Source organism: Pannus brasiliensis CCIBt3594, assembly GCF_036688125.1.
Lineage (GTDB): Bacteria > Cyanobacteriota > Cyanobacteriia > Cyanobacteriales > Microcystaceae > Pannus > Pannus brasiliensis.
This window is the reverse complement of the sequence record NZ_JBAFSM010000002.1, coordinates 65,105-80,397: the sequence shown is the minus strand read 5'-3', so window position 1 is coordinate 80,397 and position 15,293 is coordinate 65,105. Positions and strand designations below refer to the sequence as shown.

The window sequence follows — 15,293 nt, the reverse complement described above, 5'->3', positions numbered from 1 at the left end:
ACGCGGGTATTGTTCAAGAGAGGCCCGGTTTCTCAACGGTGGGCGAAGAGACTTCAACGAGTTAGCCGGTTCTCACCCGATCGGGAACAAAAACCGGTTTCCCCCGTGGGAATGTCAAGCCGTCCTTTTAGGACGGGGTTATCGACCCAAAATCCTCGATGAAAGAAAGGGACTCACTATTATTAACGGTACTAGCGATCGTGACGTTGATGATCGCTATCGTTCTCGGAATCGTGTTTGACGTGAAAGCGGCCTTGTTAGGGATCTTCGCCGTTCCCGCGATGGTAGCTTCCTTTATCCATCCTCGTTTAGGATTACTCGCGCTCCTCATCTACCTTCCTTTTAGTAGTACCGTCGCCTTCTCGATCGTTAAGGTGTTTACCGTCAAGGGAAACTTGATCCGCTTCGCTGAAGCCTATCCCCTGTATAAAATCGCGAAAGATGCTTTTTATTACCCCGCGCTCGCGAAAATTCTCCTAACCACCCAAACTTTTGAAAAATTCCGTTTACAAACCCGGCCCTTTTTAATCGCGGCGGGTGTTTTAACGCTCAGTAGTCTGATCACGTTCTTTTTCGTGAATATTCCCGAGGGCGGACGGGGAATTTTAACGGGAATCGTCGGATTACAAACCCTTCTCGCTTATATTCCCCTGGTTCTGTGCGGTTATTATCTTCTCCAACAGCGCCGAGATCTCTTCGTGGTCAATCGCCTATTAATCGTCCTCCTCTTGATCTGTTGTGGTTTGGCCTTGGTGCAGTATTTTTTATTAGTACAGGGCGTGTGTCCGGATAACGAGGTTTTGAACCGTCTAGCCGTGGGAGTGGATGTATCCCAGACCCGCTTTTATCCCGATATCACGCGTAAGGCGACCTTAAAGGCGCAATGTTTGGTGGGGGGATCGGTGCTGTACAATCCCGTTCAAGGCATGATCCGTCTCCCCGGAACTTTTTCCGACCCCTGGCAATGGGGGTGGTTTTTAGTGTCCGGTAGCGCGATCGCTTACGCGGCCAGTTTTAGCGACCCCTCGCGCCGGTGGCGGATCGCGGGTTGGGGCGCGATGGGGTTGGTTTTGTTAGCGACACTCGTTTCCGGGCAACGACTTCCCCTGATACTGGTTCCCGCTTTCTATCTCGTTCTGCTGATAGCGACCGCTCGAAATAAAAAACGCTTACCGTTAAAATTAGGAACGATCGGCGCTATCTCGTTTCTTTCGGTGCTTTTCATTCCTTTTCTGAGAGAGAGAGCGTTAAATTTAATCGCTCGATGGCAGGCTTCTCCCCCTACCGATTTTGTGGCCAGACAGATTCAATGGATTCTCCGGTACGTTCAACCCTTCGGCTTCGGTTTAGGAGAGGCTAGTAGCGGGGCGCGCCGTTTGGCGGACGAGGATGGAACCCGTCTGATCGAAACCTATTACGCCAAATTATTCTACGAGGTGGGGATCGTCGGTTTCGTGGCCTTCATGATAGCGGTGACGATTCTCTGTGTTTTGACCTGGCGCGCCTATCGAAGTTTACGAACTCCCGCGTTCCGACATTGGGGACTCTGTATCTGGATTTTTATTCTTTTTATTAGTTACAATCCTTACTATTATCCCCTTTCGGTCGAACCGGTCTCGATTTATTATTGGTTGTTCGCGGGATTCTTACTGAAGCTCCCGGAAATCGAGGAGCGATCGAGCGGGGAAGACCGGCCCGCGACCGATGAAATCAACTCGAACGTCGAGAGTTCGGACGATTCGCCGGGGTAACTCGCTTTCTCTCTCTTTTTAGGAGAACTCGCTCATGGCTACCGGCGATCTGGATTTTCCCTCGCTCCTCGAATATTCTAGGACTATCGCCGGGGAAATTCGCCTCGATCGATTATCGGCCCGGTTAATCGAGATCGGCTTAGAGATTTCGGGAGCGAGAACGGGGGTTCTGATCGGGGAAGATCGGGGGGATTTATGGATAGAAGCGCGAGGGGAGAGGGACTCGAAAGCTTCGGCCGTCCGTCCGTCTCGAAGCGCGCGGGACGCGGGAACCCTACCGCTTTCCCTAGTCGATCGAGTGTGGAAAACCCGACGGGAAATCGTTCTCGATAACGCGTTCACCGACGATCATTTCGGTCGGGATGTCTATCTGAATCGGCATCGAATTCAATCCGTTCTGTGCCTGCCGATACACGATCGAGAGCGGTTCACGGGATTACTGTATTTGGAAGATCGGGAAATGGCCGGCGCTTTCTCGATCGAAAAGTTAGAATCCCTGAAAATTCTCTGTCGGCAAGCGGCGATCTCGATCGAGATCGCGAGACAATACGAATCCTCGCTCGCTTTCCATCAAAATCTTCAAGCCGAGATAGAAACTCTCCGGATCGAAAATCAGACCTTACAACAAAATCAAAAAAATTTACAAGCGATTCTCGATAACGCCCCGGCGACGATTTATGTAAAAGATACCCGCGGACGATACGTATTGGTCAATCATCAATTTGAAAAAGTTTTCAAGATCTCCGGCGATCGAATTATCGGGAAAACCGACCGCGAAATCTTCGATCCGGCGATCGCCCGAAAACTCCGGAAAAACGATCTGGCGGTACTGAAACAAAAAAAAGCCCTAGAATTTGAAGAAGAACTTATCCACGATCGAGAAATTCATACCTATATTTCTAATAAATTTCCCCTGCCCGATCCTCGAAATAATTCTTCTATCCTTTGCGGGATTTCTACCGATATAACCGAACGCAAAAAAGCGGAAAACGAGAGAGTTAAATTCATCGATCGACTCGCCGCTAAAAATGCCGACCTAGAAGCGATCCGCCAAGAATTAGCGGTCTCGAATAATACCCTAGAACAAAAAGTATGGGAAAGAACCCTGGAGTTAGTACAAACCCTAGAGATTTTAGAGGCGACACAATCGGAGTTGATTATCGAGAACTCCGTATTGAGAGGGGAACGGGATACCCTTCTCTATCAGTATCAAGTGGGAGGGAGTTTACCGATCGACTCGTTAACTTACGTTGCTCGAAACGCCGATCGACAACTGTATAAATCGCTAAAAAAAGGAGAGTTCTGTTACGTTTTCAACGCCCGACAGATGGGAAAATCCAGCCTACGAATTCAATCGATAAAACGATTCCAATCCGAGGGATATAAATGCGCGGCGATCGACATTTCCGGCATCGGTAGTCAACAGATGACGCTAGAGCAATGGTACACCAGCTTCGCCTATTCCCTGGCCAGCGAGTTAGACCTATTAACCCGCATCAATCACCGCCAATGGTGGCGGGAACATCAAGATCTTTCCCCCGTTTACCGTCTTTCCGAGTTTATCGCGAGCGTGATTTTACGGGAGATCGTCGAACCGATTATTCTTTACATTGACGAGATCGATAGTATCCTGAATTTACCGTTCTGTATGGATGATTTCTTCGCGTTGATCCGGAGTTTCTATAACCGACGTTCCGATCGACCGGAGTTCCAACGCTTAACCCTCGCTTTATTCGGGGTGGCGACCCCCGCTCGCTTGATCGTCGATCGGGATTCCACCCCTTTTAACCTCGGACAGGCGATCCATTTAGAGGGGTTTAAAGCGCACGAAGCGCAACCGTTATTACGGGGAATTCAACAACGGGTAAAAAATCCCCAGTCTGTCTTACAGGCGATTTTAAACTGGACGAACGGACAACCCTTTTTAACCCAGAAAATCTGTCGGACGATCCATCAATACGCGGACGAAATTCCCGAGGTAAACGAGACCGGATGGGTAGACGATCTGGTGCGATCGACGATTCTCGAAAATTGGGAGGTGAACGATAATCCGGAACACCTGAAAACGATCTCCGATCGGATTCTCTATAATTCCCATCGATCGCCCGTCGATCTGTTGAACCTGTACCGGGAGATCCGCTCGCGAGGGGACGTGAAAACGAGTTCGAGTCCCGAAGAGATCGAGTTACTATTATCCGGCCTGATCGTGCGGGAAAACGGCTTTTTAAAAGTCAAAAACCGTATCTACGACCGGATATTTAACGAGCCGTGGATCGAGAAACAGTTATTAACGCTTTCATAACCTCGCGGGGGTAGAATTTCGATAAACTTTTGTCAACCCCGCGTCCGCATCATGACTCTCGATCGCCGTCGTTTCCTCACCTTTTTAACCGCGAGTATCGGCGTTTCTAGCCTCGGTTTACGCGATAAACGCCCATTATCCGCCTCGATCGCCCCGAATCCGGCCCGCTTAGGTTTCCGACCCGTTCGATCGCCCATTCCCCTACCCTTTGACGGAATCCCCGCCCGAAATCAAGCGAAAGCCTATCAAACCTACGAAATTATCGACGATCTCGTACTTCCGGACGGATTTACCTACGATATCGTCGCGGTCTGGGGGGATAAAGTCGGCGATTCCCGTTTCGGCTACAACAACGACTATCTCTCGTTCGTCGAAACGCGACCGGGGGAAGGCTATCTAACCGTGAATTTTGAATATCTTAGCGGTCGGACATGGATGCAAACCTTCGAGAGAGCGATCGGGAAAAAGCTTCCTTTCGAGGAAGTGAGAGAAAAAGCGGGGCGAAACGGGCGGATTAAAGCCTATAAACTCGACGATCCCGAATTAAAAGCCAAGATTGTCGAGATTTCCCGAGAGGGACTGATCGATCAGGGAATCGGGGTGATCTCCCTGCGTCGGGACGCGCGCGGCAAATGGCAGAGGACGTATAGTAAAAGCGATCGACGGGTAACGGGCATCTCCGGACTCGATGACGGACGTTATTTGAAGGCTACCGGCCCCGCGGTCGCCATTTTCACCAAAACCGCCAAAAAAGGCTACGAGGACGGCTTAGGGGCGAAAATTATCGGTACGTTTCAAAATTGCGCCGGGGGAACGACCCCGTGGGGAACCGTCTTCAGCGCCGAGGAAAACTTTCAAGATCAGGTCAGCGACCCGGTGTTAGCCGACGGTTCCTCCCTCGATCCCGATACGACCCCTTTTCGGATCACCTCGGCAGACGTGAACGGACGGGGGAACGTGTTCGGCCTCGCGGGCAATAAATACGGGTGGATGGTGGAGATCGATCCCGCCAATCCGGACGATTACGGCACGAAACACACTTGGTTGGGACGTTTTCGCCACGAGTCGGTCGCTTTTCTCGCGCGGACCGGCCAACCGATCGCCGTTTATTCCGGGTGCGATCGCCGGGGGGGTCACGTTTATAAATTCGTCTCTAGCGGCAAGGTTTCTAACCCGGAAGATAAAGGGAATTCCCGCTTATTCGAGGAGGGAACGCTGTACGGGGCGAAATTTAACCCGGATGGAACCGGTCGCTGGATCGCGTTGCGGCCGGAAACGGCGATCGATCCCGTCCTACCGAGTCAGATCGCCGCGGGTCGCGGGGAGGGGGTGATCGCGTTACCGAAAGTCGATCGAACCGCCACCGACGCGGATTTATTCCTTTTGAGAGATGACGAAGAAGTAATTCAATACAAAGCCCACTACAAAACCCTAGGCGATCTCTACGAGGGAACCGCGACGGAAAAACAGGGGGCGATTGTCATCGATGCCCATTTCGCGGCCAACGCGGTCGGGATCACCCCTACCGGTCGTCCGGAAGACGCGGAAATCGACGGGGACGGGAATTTATATCTGACCTTCACCTCCGGAACTCCCGACGCGGACGATGGCGGGGCCGATCGAGAGATCTTCCGTGGGCTGCGGGGCGAAATTCCCTATGAATTCGGCTGGATTATGAAAATAAGCGAGGATAATAACGATCCTGCCTCGCTGACCTTCCGCTGGGAAATGGTAGCCACGGGAGGGGAACCCGCGAACGGGGGAAGCGGTTTTTCCAATCCCGATAACCTCGCTTTCGACGGCAAGGGAAATCTCTGGATGGTGAGCGATATTTCTAATAGCGGGTTAAATCAAGCGGTTCCTAGCCGGTATAAAGAGAGAGTCCCGTTAAGCCAGCGGGAGTTACTGGGGGTTTTCGGCAATAATTCCGCGTGGGTGATTCCCAAAGGCGAAAAAACGGCCTATCCCTTCGCGTTCGGGCCGATGGAAACGGAGTTAACGGGGCCGTATTTTACCGGGGACGGCGAAACGTTATTCCTCTCGGTTCAGCATCCGGGGGAGGATGGGGGAACCCGGCGGGATATGGCCTTCGAGGAGCGGAAATTTACCCTGATGACGACCGACGGGGCGGAATTTATCCAGATTCGCAAGGTTCCGATCGGCTCGAACTGGCCCGGAAAACAACCGAACGATCCCCCCCGTCCCGCGGTGGTGGCGATCCGGCGATCGGGGGAGAGGCGATCGATCTAGAATTCGATCGAGAAGTTCCCCCCGCGCGGGTCGGAAGACCGCGGGATAGGAAGAGGGACGCGTGGCCACCCGAAAATCCCCGAATTCCGCCCTGGAAACGCCATGAATTTGCAAAAATAAACCGATTTCGCGTTGATTTTGGCAAAAATTATTCTGTAAGCGCTACGGGGTAAGGGTAGGACGATGCCTCCCGCCTCCTTCGACCTCATCCTTCCGGCAACGGACGGAAAACCCCCCCGTAATCCTCGTCATCCGTCCCGAAAAACAATCGATCGCCCGTCGTCCTCTTCTGGATCGTTACCCCCTCCACTTTCAAACCGTCGATCTCGCCCAACGGACGGGGATTCGGGTCGAGTATCACGCCACTTTCTCCCGAAACCCGGCCGATTCGATAGATAGCGCTCCGAAAAGCTCCCTTATCTCCCGGATCGCGGGTCGAGGCGATATAGAGATTCCCCTGACTATCCAGCGCGAGATCGGAGATCTGCCGGACATACTCGCCACTACCGAAGGGACTGGTAAAGGAAACCGAGCGAAATTCCCCGAACCGCAACGGATCGAGGGTTAGCGTCGTCCAGCGGATATCGGTACCCGATCGATTCTCGGCCCGTTCCGCGTAGAGGAAAAGATAGCGATCGTTAACTCTCGTAACGGCGATCGCCTCCACGTTTTCCACCGGAACCGGCCAATTCGTTACCGCGAGTATCTTGACTTTTTCGTTTTTGTATGATATGAGAAACAGCCGTTGATTGGGTTTTCGATCGCCACTTTCGGCGAGTAAAAAGAAATCCGTCCCCGGAATGGCGGTAATCGCTTCGAGATCCTTGCCGATGCCGCTCGATTCCGGCCAGTTCACCGTTAAACTTTGCCAGGAGAGAGTTTTTCCGTCCTCGGGAACGCTCAGAAGACTGATGCGAGCGGACGAGGGATCTTTCGCGTCGTGAACCGCGAGAAACCGGCCGTCCTCCACCCAAGCTAGTCCGCTGATATCGGGTAGCGTCGCGACAATCGGAGACGATCGGTTAGAAAAAGAAATGCTCTGGACGGAAAACGCGAAAACTATAATGGAGATAATGAGAATAATAATTTTCCAGATCGATCGGGTCATACGGGAAGAATTTAGCGGGCGGGTCTATCGATTCATTATAGGAAAGCGAAGGCGCGAGGGGGGGAAATGAACACTTGGATCGGGTGGTTCGGGTTATTCGCGATCGGGTTCTCGCAACAATCGCCGATCAACGTTACTCTAGCGGCGAAAACGGTGACGAAAGCAGATATCCTCGCGCGGGTGTACGGCGATCGGGAGAGATTGAAATTATGCGACGGCGACATCGATCGAACCGTTGCCGAAGAGTCCGCGGTGTATCCCCTCGCGGGCGATCGCTATCTCGTACAATTTCTCTGCTTCATGGGCGCTTATCAGGGGAATTACGAATATTATCTCTACAAAGCGACGGATAGCACCTTTAGCATCTCGCCCCTATCCCTAGAAATTATCGAGGACACGGGGAGCGATCGCAAAACCCCGGTGAGATCGATCGGCGGTTTACCCGAATACGATCGCGAACAACAATTATTAACCGTCCATACTAAATATCGCGGCCTGGGAGATTGCGGAACCTTCGCGCGCTACCGGTGGCGAGACACCAGATTCCAATTGATCGAGTACCGGATCAAAGAAAACTGCGACGGGAAATACATCGACCCCGATCGCTATTCTCGCGTCTATCCGGGGACGGCGGGGAGGTAGGAACGTAAAGGGCAAAGGGAACGGGCAAAAGGTGGACGGATCGGCCTCTCCCGGCTTTCCCCACTCTTATACCCGCTACGAGGCTCGGAAATTCGGTATTACAACGGGACGAACCATCGATCGATCTCCCACCCCTCCACCACCGACGCGAGGAACCCCAGATCCGATCGATCCTCGATAAACGGCATCACTCCCAACACGGGATAGCGGGTGAGCGATTGAATCAGATCGATCGGTGTCCATTCCTCGATTTCCGTCTCGGTGCGGGGTTGAACACAGTTGAGGACGATTCCCCGGAGATGAACCTTCGTCTGTCGGACGAGGGCGACATTGGCGACGGTTTGAGCGATCGCTCCCAATTTCACCGGAACGACCAGAATCGTCGGTAAACGCCAATCGGCGGCGATATCGGCGACGGTTAATTCCCGCGTCACCGGGGAACCCAATCCCCCCAGCGCTTCCACGAACACGGGATCTCGTTCCCGTTGTAAATCCTGAAAGGCCCGCCAGACGATTTCTAGGGGAATGGGGCGATTTTCCCGCTCGGCGGCCACGGGGGGGGCGAGGGGCGCGCTAAAGTGTAGGGGCGTGACGATCTCCACGTTTTCGGGAAAGATCTGTCCGTACCATTCTCGATCGCCGATCCCGGTCTGCATTAATTTCATCAATCCGACGCTTTTTTCGGGGAAATATTGACGAAAATAGGCGACGAGAGCGGTAGTGATAACCGTTTTTCCCGCGTCGGTATCGGTTCCGGTGATGAAAAGAGGGGTCATAAAGGGTTCGAGCGTCGCGTCGGTCGCGAATCGGGATTTAGAAAAGGCGATCGATAGTTTATCGCGAATCGACCGGAAGATGGCGGCTCGATCGTCCCGCGCCCCGGATCGGTTCCCGGAAAATACGGGGAAAACCGGGAGATCGATCGGGATCACCCGACAAAGTGACCGGATTTTACGTCATGTAAAAAATTAATTAGCTATGATCGAAATCGAAATAAACCTTCTCGCATTTTCAGAAAACCTGAGATGATAGAGAACGTGCCTTGAGTTGAGGGTAAAGAACCTACCGTGAGCTATTCTGCCACCTTGACGCTTCATCCGATGGTTCAAGCGGCCTCGGAGAGTAATCGTCTTCGTTTGTTTTCTGGCTCGGCTAATCTCCCGCTCGCCCAAGACATCGCCCGTTATCTAGGGATGGATGTGGGGCCGATGCTCCGTAAACGGTTCGCCGACGGTGAACTTTACATCCAGATCCAGGAATCGATCCGCGGTTGCGATGTCTATCTCGTTCAACCCTGTTGCAATCCCGTCAACGATCACCTGATGGAATTGTTGATCATGATCGATGCCTGTCGTCGGGCTTCCGCGAGACAGATCACCGCCGTACTCCCCTACTACGGGTACGCGCGGGCCGATCGTAAAACCGCGGGCCGCGAATCGATCACCGCGAAATTGGTAGCCAATTTAATCACGGAAGCGGGCGCGAATCGCGTTCTAGCGATGGATCTGCACTCGGCACAAATTCAGGGCTACTTCGATATTCCTTTCGATCACGTCTACGGTACGCCGGTCGCGATCGATTATCTTCTCAGTAAAAATTTACCCGATCTCGTCGTCGTTTCCCCCGACGTGGGCGGTGTGGCCCGGGCGCGGGCTTTCGCCAAAAAACTCGATGACGCGCCGTTGGCGATTATCGATAAACGCCGTCAATCCCACAACGTGGCCGAGGTGATGAACCTGATCGGCGACGTGGCCGGGAAAACCGCCGTTCTCGTCGATGATATGATCGATACCGCGGGAACGATCGCCGAGGGCGCGCGCCTTCTCAAAGCGAAGGGAGCGCGACAGGTCTACGCCTGCGCCACCCACCCGGTCTTTTCCGGCCCGGCGATCGAGCGTTTATCCAGTGGGGCGGTCGAGGAAGTGATCGTGACCAACACGATTCCCATTCCCGAATCCCGACGTTTCCCCCAGTTGAAGGTCTTACCCGTCGCCACGATTCTCGGCGAGGCCATCTGGCGTATCCACGAGGATAATTCCGTCAGCAATATGTTTAAATAATCTCCCGCCCGAAAACGGGACTAGATCCGCGACCTATCGAACCGGTCGCGGATCTTCGTTTCTTTCGCGAGAGAGTCGGGATCGTCGGGAAACGCCGGGCGGAAAAGCCGATTTTTTCCCCGTCCCTCCTTCCTAGGCCATGCGATTCTGGATCGCCCAGCGCGCCAATTCGGTGCGGTTGTGGAGACTGGTTTTATTGAGCATATTGGAAACGTGACTCTCGATCGTGCGCTGGCTGACGTTCAGTTTTTCGGCGATTTCCTTGTTCGCCATCCCCTGGGCCACTAACTGCACGACCTTTAATTCGGTCGGGGTCAATTCGACGTTCGGGGAAACCTGAATGATATTATCGTAGCGATCGGGCGGGCCGATCGGGCGGGCGAGCAGGGCTTCCACTTGGGCGACCAACTCTTCCGGCTCGAAGGGTTTGACCATATAGACGACCGCGCCCGTGTTTAACCCCGCGATTTTATCCTGACTTTGCCCTTTAGCCGAGAGAAACATCACCGGTATCCGACTGACGCGACCGTCCTCGCGGAGACGCTTGACAAAGGTATACCCGTCCATTTCCGGCATCATGACATCACAGATGATCATATCCGGTAGTTCGTTTTCGAGAATTTCTAGGGCTTCTCGACCGTTTTCCGCGGTGGTGATCACGTAACCCTTGAATTCTAAGTAATCTTTAACCAGTAAGATTAAATTCGGGTCATCATCGATCAGTAAAAGTTTTTTTTTGCTGTCCTTGTTCGCGTCTTTCATCGGCAGTATTCCCTATCGCGGGTTTCGCGGAAGTAACCTCTAGAAGATCCCGTATTGTCACGAGGTAGCTTACCACGATTTTAATTCATGAATTTCAGATACACATCCCCGATCGGGGAAAAATTTGTAAAGTTACTTGTTTTCTGGCGCCGGAACGGTGTTTTCCCCGCTCGATCCGTCGGGATTCGGCGGGACTGCCGATAAGGGACTCGCGAGGAAAGCGTGTTCCCCGACGATCCGGTTATCGAGTAAGTGGTCGCGAACGATCCGATCGATCGTCTCCCGATTCACCTTTCGATACCATACCCCATCCGGATACACTAACAGGATCGGCCCCTCGGTACAAACACGTAAACAGTTCGCTTTCGTGCGGAAAATACAGAAGGGGCGCTCCTCGGTGGGTCGATCGAGTCCTAGTTCACTCAATCGTTTCTTTAAGTATTCCCATACTTCTAATCCTTCTTCTTTACTACAGCATTTCGGTTTGGTTTGGTCACAGCAGAGAAATAGATGACGCTGGATATGCCGCAAGCCTAACTTCTCGACGTTTTCCGCTAGAATGTCTCCTTTTCCTGACTCGTTCATCGATAATTTATCCTATTGCTTGACAGGGCGCGCTAAATGTGTTATTAGGTTTTGCCCGGTTTGAGGGCGTACCGATAGATGAGGAGAAAAATCGCGCCCAGAATTAACACGCTTAATACCGCGCTCACCAAACGCAGGATCGCGGTCAGGGTCGAGAGCGCGAGAAAAGCGCCGACCACCGCCACCGCGACCCGCGCGGGAACGGGTAATTCGCTGTACCACGCTTTCAGTTTCGTCAGGAGGGGGGCGAAACGTTCGGAGGGGTCGGGAGGGGGAGCGTCGTTCGGTTCGATCTCGACCTCGACCGCGGTGTAGGGATTGTCTCGATCGGGGGATTCGGGAAAGTTCATAGCCGGTAGAGATAACGATCGATCTCTATTTTACCGAGTTTCGTCGGGGGGACGAGAGCGATCGAGCGTCGATACAATGTTAAATATCAATAAACCGCCACGTCGCCGATCGCCATGACCCTATCTTCTCCCCCGAAATCCTCGATCGAGTACCCGGCCGCGACCGTCCGCCGCGCCGATCGCGCCCTCCGCGGTTCTCCCTTCCGATTAGAATTATTTACCGCCATGAAAGAGCGGGGGATTCCCCTGTTATCGATCGTCGCCCGTTCCGGGGTCGAGAGCGGTTATACCCGAACCCCTCTCGGCGAGGCGAAAGTCGAACGTCACCTGCTCTGGCTGATTAAAGTGGGTATCCTGCGCCGCGAGGTAGACGGACAGGGAATTACCGATAGTTTCCGCCTGACCCCTCTCGGGCGGCAGTTGGTCGAGAAATGGCAATCCGCGGGGGGAGATCTGCCGGGTCTCGGTTTCTGGCAGAGAATATTGGATACGCTCGATCGATGGTTTTCGGTTTCGAGATAGCGGTCAGCTAGATCTCTCTTTAGATAGTAGCTACGGCTGAAAAACTCTCGCCTTGAAAGCCTCCTGCCTCCTGCCTCCTGCCTCCTGTCCCCTGCCCCCTGCCTCCTTTATGAAAGCGATCATGATCGTGGGAACCACCTCCCACGCGGGTAAATCTTTTCTCACCGCCGGTTTCTGTCGTCTGCTGACGAAAAAGGGCTGGCACGTCACGCCCTTTAAAGGTCAGAACATGGCGCTCAACGCTTACGTGACGGCGACGGGGGGCGAGATCGGTCACGCGCAGGCCGTACAAGCGTGGGCGGCCGGCACGATCCCCCGAGTGGAGATGAACCCGATTTTACTGAAACCGCAGGGAAATATGACCTCGCAGGTGATTCTTCAGGGTCAGGCGGTGGGGATGACCACGGCCTCGGAATATTACGAGAAATATTTCGATCGGGGGTGGCGCGCGATTACCGAATCGTTGGCAAAACTCTCGATGGAATACGATCTCGTGGTTTGCGAGGGGGCCGGAAGTCCCGCGGAAATTAATCTCAAACACCGGGATCTCACGAATATGCGGGTGGCGAAACATTTAAACGCGGCGACGCTGTTGGTGGTGGATATCGATCGGGGGGGCGCGTTCGCGCACGTTGTCGGTACGTTAGCCCTTCTCGAACCCGAGGAGAAAGCGTTAATCAAGGGGATCGTGATCAACAAGTTCCGCGGGCAAAAATCGTTACTCGATTCCGGGATCACCTGGCTGGAGGAGTATACGGGGATTCCGGTTCTCGGTGTCCTGCCCTATAGCGAGATCCCGTTCAGCGCCGAGGATTCCTTAAGTTTGCTCGATCGAACGTCGCGGCCGTCGCGAAACTCGATCGATATCAGTATCCTTCGCTTGCCGCGAATCGCTAATTTCACCGATTTCGATGCCTTAAGTGCCGAAGAATCGGTAAACATTCGCTATACTTCACTGTACGACTCGCTCGGTTTTCCCGACGCGGTGATCCTCCCCGGCACGAAAACCACCCTCGCCGATCTGGCCGCCCTGCAAGAAAGCGGCATGGCCGAACAGCTAAGGAACTATCACGCGGCCGGGGGGATTATTTTCGGCATTTGCGGCGGGTTTCAAATGTTAGGGCGAAAAATTCTCGATCCCGATCGCCGGGAGAGCGATCTGACCGAGTGCGAGGGGTTGAATTTATTCCCCATGACCACGGTGATCTCGCCCGATAAAGTTACCCGTCAGCGTCAGGTGATTTCGTATTATCCCCGCGAGGGTTTACCCGTGACCGGGTACGAGATCCATCAGGGGATCAGTCGTTTCGATCGGGAGACGGACGGGGATTATCCCTCTTTATTCGTCGAGGATAGTAGTTTGGGACGCGTTACCGATTCTCTCTCTCTGTGGGGATGTTATTTACACGGTTTGTTCGATAACGGCCCCTGGCGACGCGCTTGGTTAAATCATCTCGCCCAACGGCGCGGTTTACCTTCCCTGCCGACCGGGATCGGCAATTATCGGGAACAACGGGAGGTCGCGCTCGATCGGATCGCCCGACTGATCGAGGAAAATCTCGATTTAAGACCGATTCTGTCGGGTTTGTAAGCGATCGAGCGGGAGGTAGGAGTCAGGAGTCAGGAGGAAGAATCAAATAATCGGCAAACTTCGAGAAAAATGGCAATATTGTCCTAGATCGTAATTCTTGAAGCTTTTAGAGGGGCGAAAATGAATTCCGCGAGAGGTCACGTAAAGATTAGTCTTTTAAAAAGTTTAAAAACCTCAAAAATTAGAATTATATAAAGTTAAATCGGCGTTTATTGCGATTGCGAGCTATCTTATCCCGTATTCCTTCTCCTGAATCCTGACTACTAGCTCCTGACTCCTTCCTCACACGAAAACTTGTAAACTCCGCGCGTAGGTATATTATGAGCGTACAGATTCGATTTTTACCCGATGATGTGATTATCGAGGCGGAACCGGGGGAATTACTCCTCGATGTCGCCCGAAAAGCGGGAATTCATATCACTACCGGCTGTTTGATGGGATCGTGTCACGCTTGCGAGGTGGAGTTAGACGACGGAACCCCACTCTGTACCTGTATTAGCGGGGTTCCGGGCGATCGAGATTCCCTAACGATTCATCTGTATTCCGATCCGTTATGGTGAGGGAGGCAGGAGGCAGGAGGCAGGAGGCAGAAGGCAGAAGGCAGGAGTAGGGAGTAGGGAGTAACTTTCTCGAAACTCTCGATTTTTTCCCGAAATTATCTCCTCTCTATCTTGATTTCCCACTCCGAACTCCGAACTCCGAACTCCCCATCCCTCCATCTACCCAAAACCTCAACCGGCTTGCAGTTCATCCAAACGGGCTAAAACTTCCGCGCTGTGAATGGCGGGATTGACTCCCAGATAAATTTCTCGGAGGATGCCGTCGGGATCGATGAGATAGGTGTGACGGAGGGAAACGTAGCCCATCCACGATCCGTAGGCTTTGCTGACCTCTCCCGTCGTATCGGCGAGAAGGGGGAACTTTAACCCTTCCGAATCGCAGAATTCGGCGTGAGAATCTACATCATCGGCACTGACCCCGAGAATTCGCGCGTTTTTAGCGAGGTATTTCGGGAGATCCTGCTGGAAACGGCGCGCTTCTAGGGTACAGCCGGGGGTGAAATCTTTCGGATAGAAATAGAGAACCACCCATTTTCCCCGGTAGTCGGAGAGGGAGATATTTCCGTCCCCGGTGTTGGTGGGAAGGGTGAAATCGGGCGCGGGTTGATGTAACGGGGGTCGCGGGCCGCCTAACGCGAGCGCGCCGGGAATCAACGCGAACCACGCGAGGACGATCGCCCCGAGGAAACCGAACAACTGACGACGGGACATGAGAACTAATTCTGAAAACTTCTTTACATAAGTTTACAGGGAAAAAACGAGGGAAGGGGAGAAAATAGATCACGGTTCCTGTCTACCCCGAAAACGTTC

Annotated in this window: 14 protein-coding genes; 8 read left to right on the top strand and 6 right to left on the bottom strand. The window is 53.2% G+C overall.

From position 1 onward, the window contains the following. Window positions 1–158: 158 nt before the first annotated feature. Genes V0288_RS01635 through V0288_RS01625 form a run of 3 tightly spaced genes read left to right on the top strand, consistent with a single transcriptional unit; the run spans window position 159 to window position 6,303 of the window. Window positions 159–1,751, top strand: a complete 1,593-nt coding sequence (locus V0288_RS01635; protein WP_332863263.1) for a hypothetical protein — start codon at window positions 159–161, stop codon at window positions 1,749–1,751. Between the two features lie 34 nt (window positions 1,752–1,785). Then, window positions 1,786–4,053 (top strand): AAA-like domain-containing protein, encoded by a 2,268-nt coding sequence (locus tag V0288_RS01630; protein ID WP_332863262.1) that lies wholly within the window; start codon window positions 1,786–1,788, stop codon window positions 4,051–4,053. A gap of 51 nt (window positions 4,054–4,104) precedes the next feature. Then, window positions 4,105–6,303 (top strand): PhoX family protein, encoded by a 2,199-nt coding sequence (locus V0288_RS01625; RefSeq protein ID WP_332863261.1) that lies wholly within the window; start codon window positions 4,105–4,107, stop codon window positions 6,301–6,303. 205 nt (window positions 6,304–6,508) lie between these two features. Here the strand turns inward: V0288_RS01625 and V0288_RS01620 are convergent, their stop codons facing one another. Continuing rightward, entirely contained in the window at window positions 6,509–7,411 is a 903-nt protein-coding gene (locus V0288_RS01620; RefSeq protein ID WP_332863260.1) for a hypothetical protein, read from the bottom strand. A gap of 66 nt (window positions 7,412–7,477) precedes the next feature. On the opposite strand from V0288_RS01620, the gene V0288_RS01615 reads away from it, so the two are divergent. Continuing rightward, window positions 7,478–8,053, top strand: a complete 576-nt coding sequence (locus tag V0288_RS01615) for a DUF1176 domain-containing protein (RefSeq protein WP_332863259.1) — start codon at window positions 7,478–7,480, stop codon at window positions 8,051–8,053. 98 nt (window positions 8,054–8,151) lie between these two features. Here V0288_RS01615 and bioD read toward each other — a convergent pair whose 3' ends face one another. Beyond that, on the bottom strand, window positions 8,152–8,829 hold the full coding sequence (gene bioD / locus V0288_RS01610) for a dethiobiotin synthase (RefSeq protein ID WP_422661871.1): 678 nt from the start codon (window positions 8,827–8,829) through the stop codon (window positions 8,152–8,154). A 291-nt stretch (window positions 8,830–9,120) separates the two neighbouring features. Between bioD and V0288_RS01605 the strand changes: the two genes are divergently transcribed. Beyond that, window positions 9,121–10,113, top strand: coding sequence for a ribose-phosphate pyrophosphokinase (locus tag V0288_RS01605; RefSeq protein ID WP_332863257.1), 993 nt, complete (start codon window positions 9,121–9,123; stop codon window positions 10,111–10,113). A 132-nt stretch (window positions 10,114–10,245) separates the two neighbouring features. On the opposite strand, the gene V0288_RS01600 is transcribed toward V0288_RS01605, so the two are convergent. From V0288_RS01600 to V0288_RS01590, 3 genes are all read right to left on the bottom strand, one after another. Continuing rightward, window positions 10,246–10,875 (bottom strand): response regulator transcription factor, encoded by a 630-nt coding sequence (locus V0288_RS01600; RefSeq protein WP_332863256.1) that lies wholly within the window; start codon window positions 10,873–10,875, stop codon window positions 10,246–10,248. 132 nt (window positions 10,876–11,007) lie between these two features. Beyond that, complete coding sequence (locus V0288_RS01595; protein WP_332863255.1) at window positions 11,008–11,460, bottom strand: (2Fe-2S) ferredoxin domain-containing protein; 453 nt, start codon at window positions 11,458–11,460, stop codon at window positions 11,008–11,010. Window positions 11,461–11,504: 44 nt separating this feature from the next. Next, on the bottom strand, window positions 11,505–11,810 hold the full coding sequence (locus tag V0288_RS01590; RefSeq protein ID WP_332863254.1) for a hypothetical protein: 306 nt from the start codon (window positions 11,808–11,810) through the stop codon (window positions 11,505–11,507). Between the two features lie 114 nt (window positions 11,811–11,924). Here V0288_RS01590 and V0288_RS01585 point away from each other — a divergent pair, with 114 nt between their 5' ends. The 3 genes from V0288_RS01585 (at window position 11,925) to V0288_RS01575 (ending at window position 14,483) form a co-directional block, all read left to right on the top strand. Continuing rightward, on the top strand, window positions 11,925–12,332 hold the full coding sequence (locus V0288_RS01585; RefSeq protein WP_332863253.1) for an Npun_F0494 family protein: 408 nt from the start codon (window positions 11,925–11,927) through the stop codon (window positions 12,330–12,332). Between the two features lie 109 nt (window positions 12,333–12,441). Further along, complete coding sequence (cobQ, locus tag V0288_RS01580) at window positions 12,442–13,923, top strand: cobyric acid synthase CobQ (protein WP_332863252.1); 1,482 nt, start codon at window positions 12,442–12,444, stop codon at window positions 13,921–13,923. 320 nt (window positions 13,924–14,243) lie between these two features. Beyond that, window positions 14,244–14,483 carry a 2Fe-2S iron-sulfur cluster-binding protein gene (locus tag V0288_RS01575; RefSeq protein ID WP_332863251.1) on the top strand — a complete coding sequence of 80 codons (240 nt, stop codon included), beginning with the start codon at window positions 14,244–14,246 and terminating at the stop codon, window positions 14,481–14,483. Between the two features lie 171 nt (window positions 14,484–14,654). Here the strand turns inward: V0288_RS01575 and V0288_RS01570 are convergent, their stop codons facing one another. Beyond that, window positions 14,655–15,194, bottom strand: coding sequence for a peroxiredoxin (locus tag V0288_RS01570; RefSeq protein ID WP_332863250.1), 540 nt, complete (start codon window positions 15,192–15,194; stop codon window positions 14,655–14,657). Window positions 15,195–15,293: the final 99 nt, after the last annotated feature.

What these genes read in the sequence shown, in the direction of transcription:
- V0288_RS01635 (WP_332863263.1), top strand. Translation starts at nt 159, where the DNA reads ATGAAAGAAAGGGACTCACTATTATTAACGGTACTAGCGATCGTGACG.
- V0288_RS01630 (WP_332863262.1), top strand. Translation starts at nt 1,786, where the DNA reads ATGGCTACCGGCGATCTGGATTTTCCCTCGCTCCTCGAATATTCTAGG.
- V0288_RS01625 (WP_332863261.1), top strand. Translation starts at nt 4,105, where the DNA reads ATGACTCTCGATCGCCGTCGTTTCCTCACCTTTTTAACCGCGAGTATC.
- V0288_RS01620 (WP_332863260.1), bottom strand. Translation starts at nt 7,411, where the DNA reads ATGACCCGATCGATCTGGAAAATTATTATTCTCATTATCTCCATTATA.
- V0288_RS01615 (WP_332863259.1), top strand. Translation starts at nt 7,478, where the DNA reads ATGAACACTTGGATCGGGTGGTTCGGGTTATTCGCGATCGGGTTCTCG.
- bioD (WP_422661871.1), bottom strand. Translation starts at nt 8,829, where the DNA reads ATGACCCCTCTTTTCATCACCGGAACCGATACCGACGCGGGAAAAACG.
- V0288_RS01600 (WP_332863256.1), bottom strand. Translation starts at nt 10,875, where the DNA reads ATGAAAGACGCGAACAAGGACAGCAAAAAAAAACTTTTACTGATCGAT.
- V0288_RS01595 (WP_332863255.1), bottom strand. Translation starts at nt 11,460, where the DNA reads ATGAACGAGTCAGGAAAAGGAGACATTCTAGCGGAAAACGTCGAGAAG.
- V0288_RS01590 (WP_332863254.1), bottom strand. Translation starts at nt 11,810, where the DNA reads ATGAACTTTCCCGAATCCCCCGATCGAGACAATCCCTACACCGCGGTC.
- V0288_RS01585 (WP_332863253.1), top strand. Translation starts at nt 11,925, where the DNA reads ATGACCCTATCTTCTCCCCCGAAATCCTCGATCGAGTACCCGGCCGCG.
- cobQ (WP_332863252.1), top strand. Translation starts at nt 12,442, where the DNA reads ATGAAAGCGATCATGATCGTGGGAACCACCTCCCACGCGGGTAAATCT.
- V0288_RS01575 (WP_332863251.1), top strand. Translation starts at nt 14,244, where the DNA reads ATGAGCGTACAGATTCGATTTTTACCCGATGATGTGATTATCGAGGCG.
- V0288_RS01570 (WP_332863250.1), bottom strand. Translation starts at nt 15,194, where the DNA reads ATGTCCCGTCGTCAGTTGTTCGGTTTCCTCGGGGCGATCGTCCTCGCG.